Source organism: Acidovorax sp. 210-6 (assembly GCF_010020825.1).
Taxonomy (GTDB): domain Bacteria; phylum Pseudomonadota; class Gammaproteobacteria; order Burkholderiales; family Burkholderiaceae_C; genus Simplicispira; species Simplicispira sedimenti.
Map to the genome: position 1 here is coordinate 1410447 of NZ_JAACJE010000001.1, position 20834 is coordinate 1431280.

16 protein-coding genes are annotated in these 20834 nt (G+C 70.4%); 11 read left to right on the forward strand and 5 right to left on the reverse strand.

Annotation, left to right across the window (positions count from 1 at the left end):
- Positions 1–75: 75 nt before the first annotated feature.
- The 3 genes from GWK50_RS06520 to GWK50_RS06530 form a co-directional block, all read right to left on the reverse strand.
- Complete coding sequence (locus GWK50_RS06520) at positions 76–1212, reverse strand: porin (protein ID WP_017404929.1); 1137 nt, start codon at positions 1210–1212, stop codon at positions 76–78.
- A gap of 166 nt (positions 1213–1378) precedes the next feature.
- Positions 1379–2374, reverse strand: a complete 996-nt coding sequence (locus GWK50_RS06525) for a tripartite tricarboxylate transporter substrate binding protein (RefSeq protein WP_017404930.1) — start codon at positions 2372–2374, stop codon at positions 1379–1381.
- A gap of 39 nt (positions 2375–2413) precedes the next feature.
- Complete coding sequence (locus GWK50_RS06530; protein WP_017404931.1) at positions 2414–4030, reverse strand: FAD-dependent oxidoreductase; 1617 nt, start codon at positions 4028–4030, stop codon at positions 2414–2416.
- A 92-nt stretch (positions 4031–4122) separates the two neighbouring features.
- On the opposite strand from GWK50_RS06530, the gene GWK50_RS06535 reads away from it, so the two are divergent.
- From GWK50_RS06535 to GWK50_RS06545, 3 genes are all read left to right on the forward strand, one after another.
- Positions 4123–5013, forward strand: coding sequence for a LysR family transcriptional regulator (locus GWK50_RS06535; protein ID WP_017404932.1), 891 nt, complete (start codon positions 4123–4125; stop codon positions 5011–5013).
- A gap of 353 nt (positions 5014–5366) precedes the next feature.
- On the forward strand, positions 5367–5687 hold the full coding sequence (locus tag GWK50_RS06540) for a hypothetical protein (RefSeq protein ID WP_103738494.1): 321 nt from the start codon (positions 5367–5369) through the stop codon (positions 5685–5687).
- Positions 5684–5968, forward strand: a complete 285-nt coding sequence (locus GWK50_RS06545; protein ID WP_017404933.1) for a DUF2798 domain-containing protein — start codon at positions 5684–5686, stop codon at positions 5966–5968. The genes GWK50_RS06540 and GWK50_RS06545 overlap by 4 nt, the downstream gene beginning before the upstream one ends.
- Positions 5969–6014: 46 nt before the next feature.
- On the opposite strand, the gene GWK50_RS06550 is transcribed toward GWK50_RS06545, so the two are convergent.
- Positions 6015–7316, reverse strand: a complete 1302-nt coding sequence (locus GWK50_RS06550) for a citrate/2-methylcitrate synthase (protein ID WP_059400370.1) — start codon at positions 7314–7316, stop codon at positions 6015–6017.
- A gap of 111 nt (positions 7317–7427) precedes the next feature.
- On the opposite strand from GWK50_RS06550, the gene GWK50_RS06555 reads away from it, so the two are divergent.
- From GWK50_RS06555 to GWK50_RS06565, 3 genes are read left to right on the forward strand one after another with little or no spacing between them, the layout of a single operon-like run.
- On the forward strand, positions 7428–8570 hold the full coding sequence (locus tag GWK50_RS06555; RefSeq protein WP_017404935.1) for an aromatic ring-hydroxylating dioxygenase subunit alpha: 1143 nt from the start codon (positions 7428–7430) through the stop codon (positions 8568–8570).
- Between the two features lie 38 nt (positions 8571–8608).
- Positions 8609–8929 (forward strand): non-heme iron oxygenase ferredoxin subunit, encoded by a 321-nt coding sequence (locus GWK50_RS06560; RefSeq protein ID WP_017404936.1) that lies wholly within the window; start codon positions 8609–8611, stop codon positions 8927–8929.
- 19 nt (positions 8930–8948) lie between these two features.
- Complete coding sequence (locus tag GWK50_RS06565) at positions 8949–10151, forward strand: FAD-dependent oxidoreductase (protein ID WP_017404937.1); 1203 nt, start codon at positions 8949–8951, stop codon at positions 10149–10151.
- A gap of 93 nt (positions 10152–10244) precedes the next feature.
- On the opposite strand, the gene GWK50_RS06570 is transcribed toward GWK50_RS06565, so the two are convergent.
- Complete coding sequence (locus tag GWK50_RS06570) at positions 10245–10949, reverse strand: helix-turn-helix domain-containing protein (RefSeq protein WP_017404938.1); 705 nt, start codon at positions 10947–10949, stop codon at positions 10245–10247.
- Between the two features lie 134 nt (positions 10950–11083).
- On the opposite strand from GWK50_RS06570, the gene GWK50_RS06575 reads away from it, so the two are divergent.
- From GWK50_RS06575 to GWK50_RS06595, 5 genes are all read left to right on the forward strand, one after another.
- Positions 11084–12883, forward strand: coding sequence for an acyl-CoA dehydrogenase (locus GWK50_RS06575; RefSeq protein ID WP_017404939.1), 1800 nt, complete (start codon positions 11084–11086; stop codon positions 12881–12883).
- Positions 12884–12924: 41 nt separating this feature from the next.
- Positions 12925–14112, forward strand: coding sequence for an acetyl-CoA C-acyltransferase (locus GWK50_RS06580; RefSeq protein WP_059400371.1), 1188 nt, complete (start codon positions 12925–12927; stop codon positions 14110–14112).
- Complete coding sequence (locus tag GWK50_RS06585) at positions 14109–14990, forward strand: NAD(P)-dependent oxidoreductase (RefSeq protein WP_059400372.1); 882 nt, start codon at positions 14109–14111, stop codon at positions 14988–14990. The genes GWK50_RS06580 and GWK50_RS06585 overlap by 4 nt, the downstream gene beginning before the upstream one ends.
- 269 nt (positions 14991–15259) lie before the next feature.
- Positions 15260–17362, forward strand: coding sequence for a 3-hydroxyacyl-CoA dehydrogenase NAD-binding domain-containing protein (locus tag GWK50_RS06590; RefSeq protein WP_059400373.1), 2103 nt, complete (start codon positions 15260–15262; stop codon positions 17360–17362).
- On the forward strand, positions 17359–20817 hold the full coding sequence (locus GWK50_RS06595; protein ID WP_059400374.1) for an indolepyruvate ferredoxin oxidoreductase family protein: 3459 nt from the start codon (positions 17359–17361) through the stop codon (positions 20815–20817). The genes GWK50_RS06590 and GWK50_RS06595 overlap by 4 nt, the downstream gene beginning before the upstream one ends.
- Positions 20818–20834: the final 17 nt, after the last annotated feature.

The window sequence follows — 20834 nt, forward strand, 5'->3', positions numbered from 1 at the left end:
TTGATTCAACATGCGGCGGCGCTCCTGCGCCACGCAGGCGCCTGAGCGCACGACCTGGGCGTCTGCCGTGTCTGTTCAGAACGCGTGGCGCATGCCCAGTGTGAGCGTGGTGGAACGGTGGTCGCCCGCTCCCCCGAGCCCTGCGGGCTGCTGGGCCGATCCGGAACCCAGCGCGTAGCGCGAGCCGTTCTGGTTGCCGACCGCGCCCAGCGAGGCATAGGCCATCGTGCGCTTGGAGAGCGTGTATTCGCCGCCGATGGCCAGCCATGTGGCGTCCCGTTGGCCGGTGGCCGCCGCGTAGGCCGAGCGGTCGGAAATCCGCACGGCCTGCACGATGGCGGTGAAGGCACCGAAGGGCACGCGGGCCCCGAGGTTGATCAGGCGGAACTCGCTGGCCGCGGCGCCCGTGACGCCCTGGGCGCGGGCGAGCGCGCCGGTGCAGGTGCCGCAGCTGTTCTTTTCCGCGGTGTAGCCCGCGAAGATCTTGGCGGCGCCGAAGTCGTAGCTGCCCCCGGCGACGACGGCGTCGATCCGGCCGTTCGCGTTGTCCGCGCCCTGCTGTCGTGCCCAGGCCAGCACCGCGTCGACCGGACCGTTGCGGTAGGTCGCCGAGGCGCTGTAGGCGCGTCCAATGGTGGGCTGATTCTCCCCGGCCGCGGCCATGGCGCGAAACGTCAGCGGTCCCAGCCTGGGCGTCACGTAGCCCACCGCGTTGTCGAAGCGGGCGCTGACGGCCAGGGGCAGCAGCTGGCGGGTCGCGTCGGTGCTGCGCGTGATGGCCAGATGCCCGCCGCTGCCCATCCACGAGAAGGCGTCGACGCCGGACTGGGCCACGTAGTAGGGCGTCGGCAGGCGCCCGGCCGTCACGGTGCCCCAGGCGGTGCTTGCCAGGCCGACGGAGGCTTCCCGGCCGAATGCGCGGCCGCCCTGGCCCAGGGTGCCATCGTCCAGATTGATGCCTTGCTCCAGGCGAAAAACCGCGGACAGGCCGCCGCCGAGGTCCTCGACGCCGCGGAAGCCGAGCCGGCTGCCCAGCGCGCCGCCCGACACCAGCCGGCGGGACGAGCCGGCGCCGTTGTTAGACCATTCGACCCCGGCGTCGGCCACGCCGTAGATCGTGACGCCGGACGCCGGCGCGCCTCCTTGCGCATGCGCGGGTGCGAGCCCGAGCGCGAGCAGGCCTGCGGCCGCCGCGGAAAGGGAATGCTTCATGGTTGTCTCCTCGTTGTGATGGGATGGGGCCTGACGGGCCACGCTGCGGGCGATGCGCTGCCCGGCGGGCGGGTGCTCCGCGCCGTCAGCCAGCTGCAATCGGGTGTTAGAGGGCGGCGCGGCGGCGCCGGCGGCGGCGATCAGCCGCCGGCCTCGCCGCTGCGCCTCACTCGGCGCGTGCGCCGGTGTCCTTGATGACCTTGGACCAGCGCGCCATGTCTTCCTGCATGAGTGCCTGGAGCGCGGCCGGCGTCGATGGGGCGGGCTCCAGGCCCTGGGCTTCCAGCGCCGCCTTGACCGCCGGATCCCGCAGTGCCCGGCCCGCCGCCTCCTCGATCTTGGCCACCACGTCGGGCGGCGTGCCCGCCGGCGCGACCAGGCCGATCCAGACCTCGCTGCGGAAGGCCTTGAAGGGGCCGCCCGCGCTGGCGACGGTCGGGACGTTTGGCAGGTAGGGCAGGGGCTGCTCGCCGGCCACCGCGAGCGGGCGCAGGGCGCCGGTCTTGATGTGCGGGAGCACCGAGTTCGCGACGCCGAAGAGCACCTGGATCTGTCCGCCGATCAGGTCCGTGACCACGGGCTGCGCGCCGCGGTAGGGCACGTGCACCATGTCGATGCCGGCCAGGCTCTTGAAGAGCTCTCCGGTCAGGTGGTGCGGCGTGCCGACGCCGGCGGACCCATAGGACAGCTTGCCGGGCTGGGCCTTGGCCAGGGCGATCAGCTCCTGGGTCGACTTGGCGGCGAGGCCGGGGTGGACGACCAGGACGAAGGGCACGCGGCCCAGCTGCGTGACGGGAACGAATTCCTTCACGGGATCGTAGCCCGCGCGGCCGTCCGGATAGAGGAAGGGGTTGGTGACGAAATTGTTGGCCACGACGAGCAGGGTGTGGCCGTCGGGAGCCGCCTTGGCCGCCTGCTTGGTGCCAACGTTGCCGCCCGCGCCCGGGCGGTTGTCGACGATGACGGGCTGCTTCCAGTACTCGCCGAGCTTCTGGCCCACCGTGCGCGCCAGGGCGTCGTTGCTGCCGCCGGGCGTGAAGGGCACGACCAGCGTGACCGGCCTGCTGGGATAGCCGTTGGCATGTGCGCACAGTGCGATGCACGAGCCGAGAAGGGCGGCGGCCATCGCCTTGATCGCGCGGCCGGGCAGTTCAGTCTTCATGGGGTTGTCTCCTTTTTGTTTCGTGGAAGGGGCTTGCGGCTAAGCGGCGCCGCGGACCGTGTCGACCACCTGGCCGGCGTGCTCCACGTGCGAGCCGCGCCATGCGACATGCCCGTCGGGACGCACCAGGACCAGCGGGCGTTCGTAGGCTCTCGCCACGTCGGCCTGCTCGATGGATTCGAGGCGGAACGGAACTCCCCTGGCGGCAAAGGCCTGCGCGAGCGTGTCCGCCTCGCCCCGCAGGCCGCCGTCGAAGCACAGGAGCACGAAGGTGCGGCCGAACAGGTCGAGCGTCGAGCGGCCGTCGCTGAGCCAGACGTGGGGCGCGCGCGCGCCGGGCCGCGTCGTGGGGATGTACGTCGAGTACTCGTCCGGGGTCGGGGGCGTGCCGTCGGAAACGCAGATCGGCGAGCCCTCGTAGCGGTGGCCGATCTGCAGGCCCAGCGACTCCCACTCCACGCGCGTCGACTCGCGCAGGCGCCGGCCGAGGTCCCGGCGCACCTGCTCGCCTTCGGCGCTCAGGTCGCACACCGCCGCCGGGCTGGGCGTGTCCTGCCAGGCCCTGAAGTTCTGCGTGGAGAAGCCGATGTTGCGCTGCGCGACGGGCCGGCGCTCGGTCTCGTAGCTGCGCAGCAGGGCCGGGCCGCCCCAGCCGTTGAGGAGGCCCTCGAGCTTCCAGCCGATGTCCAGCACCTCCTGCGCCCCGGTGTTCATGCCCATGCCACCGGTCGGAGACATGGTGTGGGCGGAATCGCCCACGAGCGCGACGCGGCCCTCGAAGTAGCGATCGGCGAGCATCTCGCTGCGCCGCCAGGGGATGGCCGAATCGACCACGAACTCCACGTCGTCGCGACCGAGCGCGCGCCGGACCCAGGCGGCGGGGTCGAAGTTCGCGAGGTCCATCTTCTCTTCCGATCCGAGCACCGTCAGGCGCCAGATCTCGTTCCCGTCGACGACGGTCAGATTGCCCCACGTTCCCTCCGGGCCGACGAAGAGGTAGCGCTCGGCCGGCCCCATCTTGTGCTCGTGCACCAGTCCCGGCGCGTGGATCAGGACGTTCACCGAGTAGCTGAGCAGCCGGCCCTCCATCCTGATGCCGACCTGCTCGCGGACCTGGCTGGTAGCGCCATCGCAGCCGAGCAGGTAGTCCGCGCGGATGGTGACAGGCTCGCCCGTGTTCAGGTCGGTGACGGTCGCCGTGACGCCCTCGCCGTCCTGCTGAAGCGAGACGAAGCGGTGCTTGAACAGCAGCCTGGCCCTGGGTTCGGCGCGGGCGGCGTCGGTCAGGATGGGCTGCAGCCACAGCTGCGGGCAGCGCTGCTTCTTCTCGGGCGTCTCGGGCGGCGTGGGCGCGTCGCGCATGCTCGGGTAGCTCTCCCGATCGAGCAGCAGCCCGTTGAGCGACGTGCAGAAGACCATCGAGAGGTCGTAGTCGTCCGGGAATCCGCAGTCGCGCACGCGCTGCGCCAGCCCCCAGCGTCGGAACAGCTCCATCGTGCGCACCGCGATCAGGCCGGTGCGCGGGTGCTCGATCGTGCCGTCGCCCTCATCCACGAGGATCGACTCGATCCCCCTCCATCCCAGCTCGATGGCCATCGACAGGCCGATGGGCCCTCCGCCCACGATCAGCACGGGCGTCTTGATCTCTGTCCCCATGGGGTCTCATCCTTTCTCGTTTGGTTGGGGAAATGATCACCGGCACGCTCATCATTGTCTAATCGATATTGGAGAGAAATAGAATTCAGGATATGAATATCAAAACGTTCGACCTGAACCTGCTGCGGGTCTTCGACGCCATCTATGCCGAGCGCAATGTGTCGCGGGCGGCGAGCGTCGCGGGCCTGTCGCAGCCCGCAATGAGCAACGCGCTGCTGCGGCTGCGCAAGGCCTGCTCCGATGCGCTGTTCGTGCGGACCACCGGCGGGATGGAGCCGACGGCCCTGGCCGACGAACTCATCGGCCCGGTCCGCCAGGCGTTGGCGATCCTTCAGCAGTCGTTGGAAAGACCGAACGGCTTCGAGCCGAAGGCGTCGGAGCGCACGTTCAAGATCCTCCTGTCCGACGCGGGGGAGGGCATCGTTCTGCCGCGGCTGATCTCGGCGGTGCTGCGGGAGGCGCCGCACGTGCGCATCGAGGCGCTGCGGCGGCCCAACGACCAGTACCAGCAACTGCTGCAGAGCGGCGAGGCGGATCTCGCGATCGGCAACCTCGCCTTTCTGAAGTCGGGCTTCTACCAGCAGCGCCTGTTCGGCGATCCCTACTGCTGCCTGGCGCGCAAGCGGCATCCGTTCATCGGCCCCGGCTTCCCGCTGCAGGCGTTCCTGACGGCCCAGCACGTCGCCGTGGCCACGGGCAATGCGGACGACCTGGTGGAGCGCGCGCTCTCGAAGATGCGCGCCAAGCGCGACGTCATCCTGCGCGTGACCCACTACCACGTCGCGGCGGATGTCGTCGAGCGCTCCAACCTGGTCGTCACCGTGCCCCGCAACGCGGCGCGTAACGCCCGTGGCGTGCAGATCCTGCCGGTGCCGCTGAGCATTCCCGCGGCGGACGTGCGCCAGTTCTGGCACCGGAGGGCGCACAAGGATCCGGCCAACCAATGGCTGCGTGGCACGCTCGCCAAGCTCGCGTTCGACTAGGCCCGACGGGCAGGCTTCGGGTGCGGCGGAGCCAGTGCCCGGATGCGGCCGACCCCGCTCGAACGATGCCGGCGGCGAACCGGGGCTCTCCCCGTGGCTTGAGGCTGGCTCGACGGCGAGCCGTCGTATTGCGGATGCCCACCCATCGCGAACCGCGATCGCTGGGCAGGCGTCCCTCCGGCACCGCGCTTTGACCTTCATCAGAGGACCCGCGTATTCTTTCTTCGGCCTCCGCGACAGCTCGCTTTGCGTGTTGACACCTCCACCCTCGCCGGGTAACTTTGGTTTGGCAACTAACAATAGCGCTGCCATTGCTGGGCAGCGCAACGAAACAACCCGATGAAGGAGGATCCATGCAGACGAAGGACCAACCCGATGCCCAGGGTCAGATGCGGCGCAGTACAGACAAGTCCTTCGCGCAGGACCGGCAAGCAGCAGGAGCGGTGCATTTCCTGAGCGCGCGGCGGCTTCCCTCCCGCGCGGACACCTCCGCCATCGGCAGCCGCGACCGGCGCGCGGCATGCGGCGCTTCGCCGCTGCGCCGCAACCACGCCAGGATGACGGGCGGGCGTTCCATGGCCGTGTGCTGGAACGTCCGGCGCTACGGCAGTCCGGACTGCGCCATCCGCAGTCCCGAGGGCAGTGCAGGCCACACACCACGGGCCTACCCATGAAAAACGAGTGTCCTCCTTCGGCGGCGCAGGCCCGCACGGTGTTCGGCTTCGCCAAGCTGCCAGCCGCCTACGCGACGCTGGTGATGCCGCTGCTGCTCTCGATCCTGATGACCTTCGTGGTGTCGGCCGTGTCGACCCTGCGCAGCATCGGCCTGGCGCCCGGCTTTCTCTACATCTGGCTCAGCGCGTGGGCACTGTCATGGATCATCGCCTTCCCGACGCTGCTCTTCGCGCTGCCTCTGGTGCGCAGGGCCACCGCAGCGCTCGTGATGCGGGACTGACCGGAGGGAACCTCCTCGCCCACGCCCGCCGCGGCCGAGGGCTGCCTTACCGCGGAAGGTGCTGGCCCATGTACTTCGCGCGCGGCCGCAGCATGGCGCCCGTCAGGCGCTGCTCCATCGCGTGGGCGATCCACCCGCTGGTGCGCGCCAGGGTATGCAGCATCGCGCCGCTGCCATTGGGCAGACCCATCGCCTTGCACAGGATCACGAGGGCGGCGAAGACGTTCGGGTGCTGTCCCGCCTGCCGCGCGCCGGTCACCAGCGCCTGCACCTTCGGCAGATCCGGTCCGTGCGCGCTGAGGTCGTCTACGAGCTCGAGCAGCACGGCCGAGCGCGGGTCCTCCCCATCGTAGAGGGGATGGCCGAAGCACGGCAGCTCATTGCCCTTGAAACCCGAGGCCGCCGCCAGCGGCAGGGCGTCTTCGGGCGCCAGGCCGCAGGGCAGGGCGTCGATGAGCGCCTCGACCTCCACGGCGCCCCCGACCTGCATCGGCCCGGACTGGGTCAGCATCGCCGTGGCGACGCAGGCGTGCAGGTCCGCGCCCGTCGAGGCGCAGATCCGCGCCGCGAAGGTCGGTGCCGACAGCTCGTGTTCGGCGGACATCACGAGCGCGGCGTCGATGGCCCGCACGGCATCGGGCCGATCGCCCAGGCCCAGCCCGCGGGCGACGCACTGCGCCACGAACTCGCCGTCGCGGGGCGGGGAGAAGCGCGGCTCGGGGCCGAAGACGCCAGCCGTGCCCGCCAGCCACTGCAGCAGGCGGCGGCAGGCCGCGAAACCGGCCGCCTCCACGTCGTCCTCGGCCCGCTCGAACGCGGACAGCGAGGTCGTCAGCATCGCCAGGAGCTTGAGCGGCGTGACGTGCTCGGCCGATTGCAGCGCCATGCGGACCAGCGACTCAGGCTGCCGGGTGTCCTGCGGGGCCGGCCACGGGACATCGCGGGTGCGCGGCAGCCCCGTCCAGATGAGCTCGCTCGCGAACTCGAACGACCGTCCGTCACGCACCAGGTCGCGCGCGAGCACCCCCCGGTAGCGTGGGCCCTGGGCGGTGAGCTCGCTGATCCACGTCTGCGCGATCGGCTCGCCGTAGCGCAGCGACTGGGAGACCTGCGGCCCGCCCGCGCGGGCGACGGCCCGGCTCCTGAGCTTCTCGACGTCGGCCTTGCGGTAAAGCTTGGCCTTCACGCCCGGGCGCTGCTTGGTCTTGATGAGGCCGCGGCTCACGTAGGTGTACAGCGTCTCGCGGCGCACGCCGAGGATCGACATCGCTTCCGCGCTCCCGACGTATTCGACGTCATTGATCTGGCGGCGCTGGCGTGCGTTCTCGGAGCTGTTCTTGGCTGGCATAGGGTTCCTACGGCTATTTATATCGATTCTCACATCGATCTATACATAGATCAATGTATTGCCTAGTATTCGTTACGTTTACTCAACGAATCTTTTGAAAGGACGACCACGATGCAAGTAGCCGAACACCAACTCCTGGACCTGCGCCCCAAGTTCAAGGAGACCCGCAAGAAACTGCTCAGCGCCCGGCACCTGCCGGGCGAGGTGTACAGCTCGCCCGAGATCTACGCCATGGAGAAGGAGCAGATCTTCATGAAGTACTGGCTCTCCGTGGGACGCGTCGAGGAGATTCCCGATGTCGGCGACTACTACACCTTCCAGGTGATGAAGGAGTCGATCGTGGTGTCCCGTCCCGCGCCCGACCAGGTCGTCGCCTACATGAACCAGTGCCTGCACCGCGGCGTGGAGATCGCCGTCGGCCGCGGCAACGCCAAGGAATTCAGCTGCCCGTACCACGCTTGGCTCTACGACGTGAGCGGCAAGCTCGTCGTCGCGCCGGGCATGAAGGCCTCGGAGGTCGAGCTGAAGAACTGCAGCCTGCGCCAGCTTCACGTCAAGGTCTGGCGCGGCTGGATCTTCGTGAACTTCAGCGACGAGCCGATGTCTTTCGACGACTACATCGCTCCCTTCGAGCAGCCGCTGTGGTGGTTCCAGACCGACCATTGCAAGCTCGCCCAGAAGGTCGAGATCGACGTCAAGTGCAACTGGAAGTTCCTGGTCGAGAACCTGATCGACATCTACCACGTCGGCGTCATCCACAAGGGGACCTTCGGCGGCTTCGTGAAGGGCGAGCAGGTCCGCTTCAACCTGGTCGAGAACGGCGGCTGGCACACCCAGTACGAAGCCAGGCCGCACTCGAAGTCCGGCGAGCAGGTCTTCCCGACGCTGCCCTGGGCGCAGGACAAGCCCAGCGGGATCGCCTGCAAGGCGGGCATCTATCCGAACCTGAACCTGTCGATGCGTGCCGACAGCGTGCGCATGTGGCACATCTGGCCCATCTCTCCCACGGAGACCAAGGTCATCTGCTATCTGCTGTTCCCTGAAGGCGCCTTCTCGATCCCGAACTATGACGAGGAGATGGAGAAGTACGTGGGTTTCGTGCGCCAGATCATCGCCGAGGACGCCGTGATGGTGGAGGGCATGCAGAACACCGCGGGGTCGAAGTTCTTCCAGCCCGGCCCGATGTCGCCGCTCGAGGAGGCGCTGTATCACATGGAGAACCACTACATCGACGTGATGACGTCGCAGGCGTAGGGCAGCGGGTGCGGCAAGACAACAATCCGGGAGACACCATGGACGGTGAATGGATCAGGGTCGGCAACGTGGCCGACATCGACGAAGACGACACGCACCCGGTCGAGATCGACGGCAGGCGGGTGTGCCTCTACAACCTCGGCGGCGAGATCTTCGCCACGGACGGCACCTGCACCCACGGCGACGCGGACCTTTCGCTGGGCATGGTGGTCGATTCCTGCCTCATCGAGTGCCCCCTGCACGAGGGCACCTTCGACATCCGAAGCGGCCGGGCGGTGGGCGCGCCGTGCACGGATCCGCTGCGCTGCCATCCGGTCAAGGTCGAGCAGGGAGTCATCTTCCTGCGGCCCGCGCACTGAACGACGGCAGGGAGCACCCATGGATGTCGTCATCATTGGAGCCGGCCAGGCCGGCGCCTGGGTCGCCCGGTCGCTGCGCGAAGCGGGACATGAAGGGGGCATCACGCTCCTGGGGCGCGAGCCGCACGCGCCCTACGAGCGGCCCCCCTTGTCGAAGGCGGTGCTCAGCGGGGCGGAAGAGCACCCGCCGGTGCTGCTCGGCCCGCAGCAGTGCGACGCGCTGCGCGTGGACTTCCGGCCCGGCGTCGAGGCCGTCGGCATCGATCGCACCGGCCACCAGGTCAGCTGCGCGGATGGCTCTGCGGTCCGCTACGACAAGCTCGTGCTGGCCACCGGAGGGCGACCTCGGGCGCTGTCGTGTCCCGGCGCCGACCTGCCCGGCGTCCATGCGCTGCGCACGATCGAGGATTGCCAGGCCATCGCCAGGAAGCTGGTGCCGGGCAACCGGCTGCTGATCGTGGGCGGCGGGTGGATCGGGCTGGAGATCGCCGCGACGGCGAGGAAGAAACAGGTCGAGGTCATGGTGCTGGAGGCGGGGCCGCGCCTGTGCGCGCGGTCGCTGCCGCCCCGGTTCTCGGCGTTCCTGCTCGACAGGCACCGCCGGGAAGGCGTCGACGTCCGGCTGGCGACGACGGTCGCGTCGATCGAAGCGGGCCGCCAGCGCGCGCTGGCCGTGGAACTGCCTGGCGGGCCGCAGGAGTTCGACGCGGTGGTGGTCGGGATCGGGCTTGCGCTCGACACCGGGCTGGCCGAGGCCTGCGGGCTCGAGGTCCGGGACGGCATCGTCGTGGACCAGGCCGGCCGCACCTCCGACCCAGACATCTATGCCGCGGGCGACGTGGCCAACCAGCCGAACACCTGGGCGGGCGGCCGTCTGCGATGCGAGTCGTGGGCCAATGCCCAGAATCAGGCCATCGCCGTGGGCAAGGCCATTGCCGGCGGCGAGGTGGCGTACGACGAGATTCCGTGGTTCTGGTCGGATCAGTACGACCTGAACCTGCAGGTGCTCGGCGTGCCGTCGAACGAGCTCGAGGGCACCCTGCGCGGCTCCGCCGAGGAGGGGGCGTTCTCCGTGTTCCAGATCTCTGAGGGCAGGCTGCGCAGCGTGCTGTCGGTGAACGTGCCGCGCGACATCAAGGTGGCCAAGCGCTGGCTCAAGCAGGGGACCTGCCCGCCGCCGGAGGTCCTCGCCGACCGCACGGTCCGCCTGGACAAGCTCTGAGCGGGCTGCTCGCGGGGCGGCCCGGTGCCGCTGCCGCCTGCAGCCCGGCCACTGGGCGCGTGCGCAGGAGGGATCGGCGCGGGAGCGCCGACGCTATTCGACCCGCAGCTGCGCGGCGACCATCGCGCTCAGGCTGTTCGCGAACTCATCCACGCTGATCTTCTCGGCCCGGTACTTCCAGCGCTTGACGTACCAGTCCTGGATGACGCTCTGCAGGTGCGCCGCCAGCAGGAAGGCTTCCCGGTCGCCCATCTCGCGCACCTGCCGGATCTGCCGCGCCATGGCGGCCTGGAAATCCACCTCGGCGGCCCTGGCCACCTTGCGCTGATCAGCCTCGAGCACGCGCGACTCCATGTACACGAAATAGAACCACGGCTGCAGCAGCTCGGACATGAAGACGTGCGCCCGCAGGCTGCTGTCCAGACGCACCAGCGGCGCCAGAGACGCCTCGTCGAACCAGCGAGGGATCTCGCCGCCGATGTGCCGGATCAGGTCCTCGACCATGGCGGCCAGGGCGTCCTTGCTCTGCAGGTAGCCGTAGAGCCCGCCCATGGACAGGCCGGTGGCCTTGGACAGGTCCCGCAGCGTCATCGCGCCGAAGCCCACCTGGTTGGCCAGCTGGAAGGAGGCCTCGAAGATGGCCCGCAGATTGGCCAGCGCCACCGGCACGCGCTTGACCGTGATGGCGTGCGCGTTGCGCGCGTACACCAGCTCCCACAGCGTGTCGGGCGGGATGGGGTTGATCCGCTTGAACTGTGCGAAGGTGAATCGGGGCTCGAGACCGAGGGACAGGGGCATGGCGGGAAGGCGTGGACGCGGTCGGGTGGGGGGCGGGGCAGGTTGCCCGAATTGACCGCCGGTCGGGAATGATTGTAAACTCCCTCAAAAACCGAGCGAGCGCTCGGTGTTTATTTCGAGCGAGACAACCCCACATGGCCACTGCCACCATCAGCGAGCGCGAGCTCGCCTTCCTGCTTTACGAAGTCCTGGACACCGCGGGCCTGCTGCGGCGCGAGCGCTATGCCGAGCACTCGCGCGAGGTCTTCGACGCCACGCTGGAGACGGCGCGCCAGCTGGCCGAGGATTTGCTGGCGCCGCATCTGCGCGAGGGCGACGAGAACGAGCCACAGTTCGAGAATGGCCGGGCCCGCCTCGTCGCGCCGACCCGCGCGGCGTGGCAGGCCATCGCGGATGCCGGGTTCCTCAGTGCGCACTGGGAGCAGGCCGAGGGCGGGCTGCAGCTGCCGGAGGTCGTGCTGCGCGCGGCGATGAGCGCCTTCTACGCGGCCAACGTCGGCACGGCGGCCTATGCGATGCTGACGATCGGCGCGGCCAATCTGCTGCGCACCTTCGGCAGCCCACAGCTCCGGGCCCGCTACCTCGCGCCGCTGGGCGACGGCCGCTTCGCCGGCACGATGGCATTGACCGAGCCGTCGCAGGGTTCCGCCCTGGGCGACATCAAGACCTACGCCGTGCCCCAGGCCGATGGGAGCTACCGCGTTTTCGGCCAGAAGATGTTCATCTCCGGCGGCGAGCAGGACCTCACCGAGAACATCGTGCACATGGTGCTCGCGCGCATCCAGGGCGCGCCGCCCGGCGTCAAGGGCATCTCGCTGTTCCTGGTGCCCAAGATCCTGCCCGGCGAGCACGGGGCGGCGGACACGCCGAACGACGTGGCGCTGGCCGGGCTGCTGCACAAGATGGGCTGGCGCAACACCACCTCCACCGTGCTGTCCTTCGGGGAGAAGGGCGGCGCGGTGGGCTGGCTGGTCGGCCGCGAGCACCAGGGCCTGGCCCACATGTTCCAGCTGATGAACGAGGCGCGCATCGGCGTCGGCGTCATGTCCGCCAGCATCGCCTGGCGCGGCTTCAGCGAGTCGCTGGCCTACGCGCGCGAGCGGCCGCAGGGCCGCCTGCCGTCGAACAAGGATCCGCTGTCGCCGCAGGTCAAGCTGGTCGAGCACTCCGACGTGCGCCGGATGCTGCTGGTGCAGAAGGCCTACGCCGAGGGCAGCCTGGCCCTGTGCCTGTACGCCTGCAGCCTGTTCGAGGACCAGCACACCCATCCGGAGCCGCCGGCGCGCGCAGCGGCCGGCCGGCTGCTCGACGTCCTCACGCCGGTCGTGAAGTCCTGGCCTGCGCGCTACGGCGCGGCGGCCAACGACCTGGCCATTCAGGTGCTCGGCGGCGCGGGCTACACGCGCGACTACCCGCTGGAGCAGCTGTACCGCGACCAGCGCCTGAACATGATCCACGAGGGGACCGAGGCCATCCACGGCATCGATCTGCTCGGCCGCAAGGTGCTGGCGGAGCAGGGCGCGGGGCTGCGCCTGTTCGTCGACACCGTGCGCCAGGACGCCGGGCGCGCCTCCGAGGCGGGCCTGGGCGACGAGGCGGCGGCCCTGTGCGCGGCGCTGGACCGCCTGGTGGAGGTCAGCGCGGGGCTCGCCGCGCTGCAGCGCAGCGAGCCCGACCTCGGCCTGGCCAACGCCACGCTGTACCTCGACGCGTTCGGGCGCGTGACGCTGGCCTGGATCTGGCTGCTGCAGGGGCGGGCGGCGGCGCGCGCGCTGCCGGCCGCCAGCGGGGAGGCCGCCGACCACTACCGCGGCAAGCTGCAGGCCATGCGCTACTTCTTCCAGTGGGAGCTGCCGCAGACGCACGCCCAGTGGGCGTTGCTCGCGCGTGCCGACCGCTGCGCCTACGACATGCGCGACGCGTGGTTCATCTGAAGCCGCGACGCATTCCCTTTCCATCTCCACCGCAGGACCTTATGAGCCAGGCCGTCATCGTTTCCGTCGCGCGCACCCCCATCGGGCGCGCCTACAAAGGGGCATTCAATGCCATCAAGTCGCCCACGCTGCTGGGCCATGCCATCGGGCACGCCGTCGCGCGCGCCGGCGCCGGCCCGGACGAGGTCGACGACGTCGTCGTGGGCACGGTGCTGGGCGCCGGCACGGCCGGCATGAACCTGGCGCGCAACGCCGCGCTCGCGGCCGGGCTGGGCGTGGCGGTGAGCGGCCAGACCCTGGACCGCCAGTGCGCTTCCGGGCTCATGGCGGTGGCGACGGCCGCCAAGCAGATCATCGTGGACGGCATGCGGGTCGTGGTCGCGGGCGGCCAGGAAAACATCTCCGCGGTGCAGAAGGGCTACTTCGACTGGGCCTCGGCGGAGGCGGACCCCGCCGTCCAGGCCAAGGTGCCGCACGCCTACATGCCCATGCTGCAGACGGCGGAGTTCGTCGCCAGGAAGTACGGGATCGGCCGCGAGGCGCAGGACCTGTACGCGCTGCAATCGCAGCAGCGCACGGCGGCGGCCCAGCAGGCTGGACGCTTCGACGCCGAGATCGTGCCCCTGCCGTCGCGCATGGCCGTGGTCGACAAGGAGACCCAGGCCGTCAGCCACCGCGACGTGACCCTGGCCCAGGACGAGGGCAACCGCCCGGAGACCACGCTCGAGAGCCTGGCCGCGCTCAAGCCCGTGATCGAGGGCGGCAGCGTCACGGCGGGCAATGCCAGCCAGCTCTCCGATGGCGCCGCCGCCTGCGTGCTGATGGACGATGCGCTCGCGGCGCAGCGCGGCCTGAAGCCCCTGGGCATCTACCGGGGCATCGCGGTGGCCGGCGTGGCGCCGGAGGAGATGGGCATCGGGCCCGTGCTGGCGGTGCCCAAGCTGCTGCGCCAGCACGGCCTCACCGTCGACGACATCGGCCTGTGGGAGCTGAACGAGGCCTTCGCCTGCCAGGCGCTGTACTGCCGCGACCGGCTGGGCATCGACCCGGAGCGCTTCAACGTCAACGGGGGCGGTATCTCCGTGGGGCATCCCTACGGGATGAGCGGCGCGCGGCTCGTGGGCCACGCGCTGATCGAGGGGCGCAGGCGCGGCGCGCGCTATGTGGTGGTGACGATGTGTGTGGGCGGCGGCATGGGCGCGGCCGGACTTTTCGAGGTGGTGGCATGAACGGAATCAAGAACTCCCTGGCGGGCAAGACCCTCTTCATCACCGGCGCGAGCCGGGGCATCGGCCTGGAGATCGCGCTGCGGGCCGCGCGCGACGGCGCCAACGTGGTCATCGCGGCCAAGACCACCGAGCCGCACCCCAAGCTGCCGGGCACCATCTACACGGCCGCCGAAGCGGTCGAGCAGGCCGGGGGCAAGGCCCTGGCGCTCGTGCTGGACGTGCGCGACGAGGAGCGGGTCAAGGCGGCCGTGGCGCAGGCGGCCGAGCACTTCGGCGGCATCGACGCCTGCATCAACAACGCGTCGGCGATCAACCTGGCCAAGTCCGAGGACATCGACCTCAAGCGCTTCGACCTGATCCAGCAGATCAACATGCGCGGCACCTTCGTGACCTCGCGGGCCTGCATCCCCTACCTGCGCCAGAGCAGCAACCCCCACATCCTCGCGCTGTCGCCGCCCTTGACCCTGCGCGCCGACTGGTTCGCGCAGCACCTGCCCTACACGATGTCCAAGTACGGCATGTCGATGGTGATGTTCGGGCTGGCCGAGGAACTGCGCGAGGCCTGCATCGCCTGCAACGCGCTGTGGCCGCGCACGACCGTGGCCACGTCGGCGGTGGAGTTCGCGCTCGGCGGCGACGCGATGCTGCGGCAGTCGCGCAACCCGCAGATCATGGCCGACGCCGCCCACGCCATCCTATGCCGGCCCGCGCGCGCCTACACCGGGAATTTCGTGCTGGACGACGACGTGCTGGCCGAGGAGGGCGTGACCGATTTCGATCGCTACCGCAACGATCCGGCCAGCGCGCTGCTGCCCGACATCTTCGTGGACCCCGAGGCGCCGCTGCCGCCGGGATCGAGCTACGCCCCGGCGTCCTGACGCGCGCCGGGCGACCGGCGACTGCGCGTTAGTGCCTATTCCGGTCCGCGCGCAGATGCAGGATAATGAGCACGATTATAAATAGTCGTGCTCAATTTACATGGGGAGACGAAACAGCTTCCGCGGGCGACGCCGGCGGCCAACGGGCCGGGCGTTCGCCCCCGCAGGAGCGTGGTGACCGGGCCGTCCGCCCGGGCCGGTGGCGTCTCCGTACCGAACGCGAGATTCTCGAACAACACCCACGCCCGGACCGCTCCACGTCTTCCGCCATGACCTCTCCCATCACCTTCTCCCGCGACGGCCGCATCGGCCTGGTCGAGATCCACAATCCTCCGGTCAACGCCCTGTCCATCCCCGTCGTCGACGGGCTGGCATCCGCACTGGAGCAGTTCGAGGCGACCCCCGACCTGGACGCGCTCGTGCTGTACGGCCGCGGGCGCACCTGGGTGGCCGGCGCCGACATCACGGCCCTCGAGCAGCCCGGTTTCCCGACGGCGCGCTTCAACACCTTCCTGGCCCGCCTCGAGGCGCAGGCGCGCCCCGTGGTCGTGGCGTTGCACGGCACGGTGCTCGGCGGCGGCCTGGAGCTGGCCATGGCCTGCCACCACCGCGTGGCGCAGCCCCAGACGCGCCTGGGCCTTCCCGAGGTGAAGATCGGCATCATTCCGGGCTCCCTGGGCACCCAGCGCCTGCCCCGGCTCGCCGGGGCCGAGCTTGCGCTGGAGCTGATCTCGAGCGGGCGCATGATCGGCGCGGCGCAGGCGGCCTCGGCCGGACTGGTGGACGCGATCGCCGAGGGCGAGCCGCGCGCCATCGGGCTGGCCGCGGCCCGGGCCGTGCTCGCGGCGGGCGCGCCGCTGCGCCGCGCCAGCACGCTGACCGCCGCGCCGGCCTCCGCCGAGGCGCTGGACCGGGCGGAGGCGGCCGCCGCGAAGAAGCCCGGCTGGCCGCAGCTCGCCGCCGCCGTGCGCTGCGTGCGCGCGGCCCAGGAACTGCCGTTCGCGCAGGGCGCGGCGGTCGAGGCGGCCGAGTTCGAGCAACTGGTGCCCTCGCCCTCTGCGCGCGCGCTGCGCCACCTGTTCTTCGCCGAGCGCGAGGCGATGAAGATCCCCGGCCTGCCGCGCGACACGGCGTTGCGCCCCGTCCGCAAGGTCGGCATCGTCGGCGCCGGCACGATGGGCGGCGGTATCGCGATGAACTTCGCCAACGCCGGTATCCCCACGGTCGTCGTGGAAGTCTCCGACGAGGCCCTGCAGCGCGGCCTGGGGCTGGTGCGCAGGAACTACGAGGCCAGCGCCGCCAAGGGGCGGCTCACGCGCGAGCAGGTCGACCAGCGCATGGCGCTGCTGCAGGGCGCCCTCGACTACGCCGCTCTGGGCGACTGCGACCTGGTCATCGAGGCGGTGTTCGAGGACCTCGCCCTCAAGACCGAGGTCTGCGCCAGGCTGGGCGCGGCCGTCAAGCCGGGCGCCATCATCGCCACCAACACCTCCACGCTGGACGTGGACGCGCTCGCGCGCGCCACCGGCCGCCCGGCCGACGTGGTGGGAATGCACTTCTTCAGCCCGGCCAACGTGATGCGGCTGCTGGAGGTGGTGCGCGGCGCGGCCACCGCGCCGGACGTGCTGGCCACCGTGATGAAGCTGGCCTCCACGATCGGGAAGGTGCCGGTGGTCTCGGGCGTCTGCTACGGCTTCATTGGCAACCGCATGGCCGAGGTGTACATGCGCGAGGCGGAGTTCCTGATCCTGGAGGGCGCCGAGCCGGCGCAGGTGGACGCGGCCGTGGAGGCCCTGGGCATGGCCATGGGGCCGTGCCGCATGCTCGACATGGCCGGCGTGGATGTCGGCGCCCGCACCGTCATCGAGTACGGCAAGGCTGGCGGGCTACCGCCGGATCCGAGCTACCGGGCGCTGGTGCGCAAGCTGTTCGAACTCGGCCGCTTCGGCCAGAAGACCGGCGCCGGCTACTACCGCTACGAGGGGCGCAGTCCGCTGCCCGACCCGCAGGTGACCGCGATCGCCGCGGCGCTGGCCGCGGAACACGGTATCGCGCGGCGCGAGCGCATCGGGCCCGAGGAAATCGTCGAGCGCCTGATGTACCCGCTGATCAACGAGGGCCTGAAGATCCTCGACGAGGGCATCGCCTACCGGCCCGGCGACATCGACGTGGTGTGGGTGGCGGGCTATGGCTTCCCCGACCACCGCGGCGGGCCGATGTGGATGGCCGGGGAGATCGGGCTGGACGTCATCGCCGGCCGCCTGGCGCACTACGCCGCGCAGCGCGGCAACCCCTACGGCTATTGGACGCCGGCCCGGCGGCTGGCGGCCGCCATCGCCGGCGTAGCCCACGAGACACAGGAGACACCATGAAGATTTCATCGACCTTGCAGGAGGTCCAGCCGGACCGCTATGGACAGGAGGCGGACAGCGCCCTCCTGTCGGGCACGGAGGCCCTGGCGCGGCTGCCGCTGGAGCAGCGCTGGCGCGACCGGGCCGCCGGCCTCAACACCGGGGGCTTCATCTCAGGCTACCGCGGCTCGCCGCTGGCCACCTACGACATGGAGCTGCTGCGCCTGAAGGACCGGCTCGAGGCGGAGAACATCAAGTTCCAGCCGGGCGTCAACGAGGACCTCGCGGCGACGGCCGTGTGGGGCACGCAGTTCGTCCAGCTGTATCCCGGCGCCAAGGTCGACGGCGTGTTCGGCATCTGGTACGGCAAGAGCCCGGGCGTGGACCGCAGCGGCGACGCCCTGATGCATGCCAACACCGCGGGCACGGCGCCGCTCGGCGGCGCCATCGCGCTGGTCGGCGACGACCACGCCGCCAAGTCCTCGTCGCGCTCCGCGCAGTCCGACCTGCAGCTCAAGGCCCTCGGGCTGCCTATCCTGTATCCCTGCAACACGCAGGAGATCCTGGACTACGGCCTGCACGCCATCGCGATGAGCCGCTACGCCGGCTGCTGGGCATCGCTGAAGCTCGTCACCGACGTCGTTGAGACGACCAGTGTCGTCGACGTGCGCCCCGCGCGCCTGCAGGTCGCCCTGCCGCCGCTGCCCACCGACCCGCCTGCAGGCCTGCACATCAAGCGCAACGAGCCGCCCCTCGAGATGGAGGCGCGCCTGTACGAGCACCGCATTCCCGCGGCGCTCACCTATGCGCGGGCCAATGGCCTGAACCAGATCCGGCTTCAACCGAAGCAGCCGCGCCTGGGCATCGTCTCGGCCGGCAAGAGCTGGAGCGACGTCCGCGCGGCGCTGGCGCTCCTCGGGCTGGACGATGCCGGGGCGGAAGCGGCCGGCCTGCGCCTGCTCAAGCTCGGGCTGATCTGGCCGGTCGATCCGCAGATCACCGCCGAGTTCGTCCAGGGCCTGGAGGCCGTGCTGGTCATCGAGGAAAAGCGTCCCTTCATCGAAGAGCAGCTGCGCGCCATCCTGCAGGAGCTGGGGGGCGGCGCGCAGGTGCGCGTGGTCGGCAAGGCGATGCCGCCCGGCATGGGACGGCCCGAGCCCGGGCAGCTGCCGATCTCCGGCGAGCTCTCGCCCCAGATCGTCGCGCGCTCGATCGCGCTGCTCGCGGGCATTCCGTCCACCGACGCCGTGCAGATGGCGCCGGCCTCACCGGGCCCGGTGCGCATGCCCAACTTCTGCTCGGGCTGTCCGCACAACACGTCCACCGTGGTGCCCGAGGGCAGCCGGGCGATGCCCGGCATCGGCTGCCACGGCATGGCGATGTGGATCCGCCCGGAGACCACGGGCACGGTCACGCACATGGGCGGCGAGGGGATGTTCTGGGTCGGCCAGTCGTCCTTCACCGACGAGCGGCATGTCTTCGTGAACATCGGCGACGGCACCTTCTACCACTCGGGCAGCCTGGCGCTGCGCCAGGCGGTGGCGGCGCGCGTGCGCGTGACCTACAAGGTCCTGTACAACGGCTACGTCTCGATGACCGGCGGACAGCACCACGATGGCGACGTCACCGTGGCCCGGATCATCGACATCGCGCGCGCCGAAGGCGTGGGCCGCATCGTCGTGGTCACCGACGACACCGGACGCTACGACGGGGTGACGCTGCCCGATGGCGTGACGCTGCGCCCGCGCGTCGAGCTCGATGCGGTGCAGCGCGAGCTGCGCGAGTTCGACGGCGTGTCGGTGCTGGTCTATGACCAGGCCTGCGCCACGGAGCTGCGCCGGCTGCGCAAGCGCAAGAAGGCGCCCGACCCCGACAAGCGCACCTTCATCAACGCCGAGGTCTGCGAAGGCTGCGGCGACTGCGGCGTCAAATCCAACTGCATGTCGGTCGAACCGCTGGAGACCGAGCTCGGCCGCAAGCGGCGGATCAACCAGTCCAGCTGCAACAAGGACTTCTCCTGCGTGGAAGGCTTCTGCCCGAGCTTCGTCACCGTCCACGGCGGGCAACTCAGGCGCCCGGCGCGCGGCGGGGCCGCCGGTGGCGACTGGCCGGCGCTGCCGGAGCCGACGCTGCGCGGCGTGGAGGGCGGCTACAACGTCCTGCTGGCCGGCATCGGCGGCACGGGCATCGTGACCGTGGGCACGGTCCTGGGGCAGGCGGCCCAGCTCGACGGCCTGGCCACCAGCCTCCTGGACCTGACCGGCCTGGCGCAGAAGTACGGCGCCGTGATGACGCACCTGCGCTTCGCGACCGATGCGGCCGCGATCCCGAGTTCGCGCCTCACGGTCGGCGAGGCCGACGCGGTGATCGGCTGCGACCTGATCGTGACGGCGAGCCAGGAGGCCTTGTCCAAGGTCGCCGCCGAGCGCAGCTTCGTCGTCGTGAACACGGCGGTGAACCCCACCGGCGAGTTCACCAAGTCCCCCGACTGGGATCCGCACGCCGAGCAGTTGCTCAACCGCCTCGGCGAGCGCACCCAGGGCCATCTGCACGCGCTCGACGCGAGCCGCCTGGCCACCACCCTCATGGGCGATGCGATCGCCATCAACATGTTCCTGGTCGGCTTCGCGTGGCAGCACGGCCGCATCCCGGTGACGCTGGCGGCGCTGCAGCGGGCGATCGAGCTCAACGGCGTCGAGGTCGATTTCAACCGCCAGAGCTTCGAGTGGGGCCGGCGCGCCGCCGTGGACCTCAAGGCGGTCGAGCGCGCCGCGGCCAAGGCCTCGGATGGCCAGGTCATCCAGTTCGCGCCGCGGCCGCTGCAGCGCGTGGAAGACATTGTGGAGGACCGCAGCCGCCGCCTGACCGACTACCAGAACAGCGCCTACGCGCAACGCTACCGCGATCGGGTGGCCAAGGTGCAGCGCAAGGACGCGGCCATCGGCGCCAACGGCCGCCTGGCGCGCGCGGCCGCGCGCTACTACTACAAGCTGCTGGCCGAGAAGGACGAGTTCGAGGTCGCCCGCCTGTACAGCGCGCCGGAGTTCCGGCGCTCGATCGAGGCGCAGTTCGAGGGCGACTACAAGCTGCACTTCCACCTGGGGGCCTGGCCGTTCGGCCGGCGTGACGCCGAGGGCCACTGGCACAAGCGCGAGGTGGGACCCTGGATGCTGTCGGCCATGGGCGTGCTGCAGCGGCTGCGTGGCTTGCGCAACACCTGGCTCGATCCCTTCCGCCGCACGCCGGAGCGCAAGCTGGCCCTGGGCCTGCTCGCGCGCTACGAGGCGGATCTCGATCTGATCCTCGGGCAGGCGGCGCCGGAGACGGCTGATGCGGCGGTCGAACTCGCGGCGCTGCCCGAACGGATTCGCGGCTACGGCCATGTGCGCCAGGCGCACGCGGACAAGGTCGAAGGAGTGCGGGCGGAGCTGCGCGAGCGCCTGGCTCGCCAAGGGGCGGAGCAGCTGGCGGCCTGACGCGCACCGGGCCGGAG

Bases quoted from the DNA above. Each gene is read 5' to 3' on its own strand.
- GWK50_RS06520 (WP_017404929.1), bottom strand. From the start codon at position 1,212: ATGAAGCATTCCCTTTCCGCGGCGGCCGCAGGCCTGCTCGCGCTCGGG.
- GWK50_RS06525 (WP_017404930.1), bottom strand. From the start codon at position 2,374: ATGAAGACTGAACTGCCCGGCCGCGCGATCAAGGCGATGGCCGCCGCC.
- GWK50_RS06530 (WP_017404931.1), bottom strand. From the start codon at position 4,030: ATGGGGACAGAGATCAAGACGCCCGTGCTGATCGTGGGCGGAGGGCCC.
- GWK50_RS06535 (WP_017404932.1), top strand. From the start codon at position 4,123: ATGAATATCAAAACGTTCGACCTGAACCTGCTGCGGGTCTTCGACGCC.
- GWK50_RS06540 (WP_103738494.1), top strand. From the start codon at position 5,367: ATGCAGACGAAGGACCAACCCGATGCCCAGGGTCAGATGCGGCGCAGT.
- GWK50_RS06545 (WP_017404933.1), top strand. From the start codon at position 5,684: ATGAAAAACGAGTGTCCTCCTTCGGCGGCGCAGGCCCGCACGGTGTTC.
- GWK50_RS06550 (WP_059400370.1), bottom strand. From the start codon at position 7,316: ATGCCAGCCAAGAACAGCTCCGAGAACGCACGCCAGCGCCGCCAGATC.
- GWK50_RS06555 (WP_017404935.1), top strand. From the start codon at position 7,428: ATGCAAGTAGCCGAACACCAACTCCTGGACCTGCGCCCCAAGTTCAAG.
- GWK50_RS06560 (WP_017404936.1), top strand. From the start codon at position 8,609: ATGGACGGTGAATGGATCAGGGTCGGCAACGTGGCCGACATCGACGAA.
- GWK50_RS06565 (WP_017404937.1), top strand. From the start codon at position 8,949: ATGGATGTCGTCATCATTGGAGCCGGCCAGGCCGGCGCCTGGGTCGCC.
- GWK50_RS06570 (WP_017404938.1), bottom strand. From the start codon at position 10,949: ATGCCCCTGTCCCTCGGTCTCGAGCCCCGATTCACCTTCGCACAGTTC.
- GWK50_RS06575 (WP_017404939.1), top strand. From the start codon at position 11,084: ATGGCCACTGCCACCATCAGCGAGCGCGAGCTCGCCTTCCTGCTTTAC.
- GWK50_RS06580 (WP_059400371.1), top strand. From the start codon at position 12,925: ATGAGCCAGGCCGTCATCGTTTCCGTCGCGCGCACCCCCATCGGGCGC.
- GWK50_RS06585 (WP_059400372.1), top strand. From the start codon at position 14,109: ATGAACGGAATCAAGAACTCCCTGGCGGGCAAGACCCTCTTCATCACC.
- GWK50_RS06590 (WP_059400373.1), top strand. From the start codon at position 15,260: ATGACCTCTCCCATCACCTTCTCCCGCGACGGCCGCATCGGCCTGGTC.
- GWK50_RS06595 (WP_059400374.1), top strand. From the start codon at position 17,359: ATGAAGATTTCATCGACCTTGCAGGAGGTCCAGCCGGACCGCTATGGA.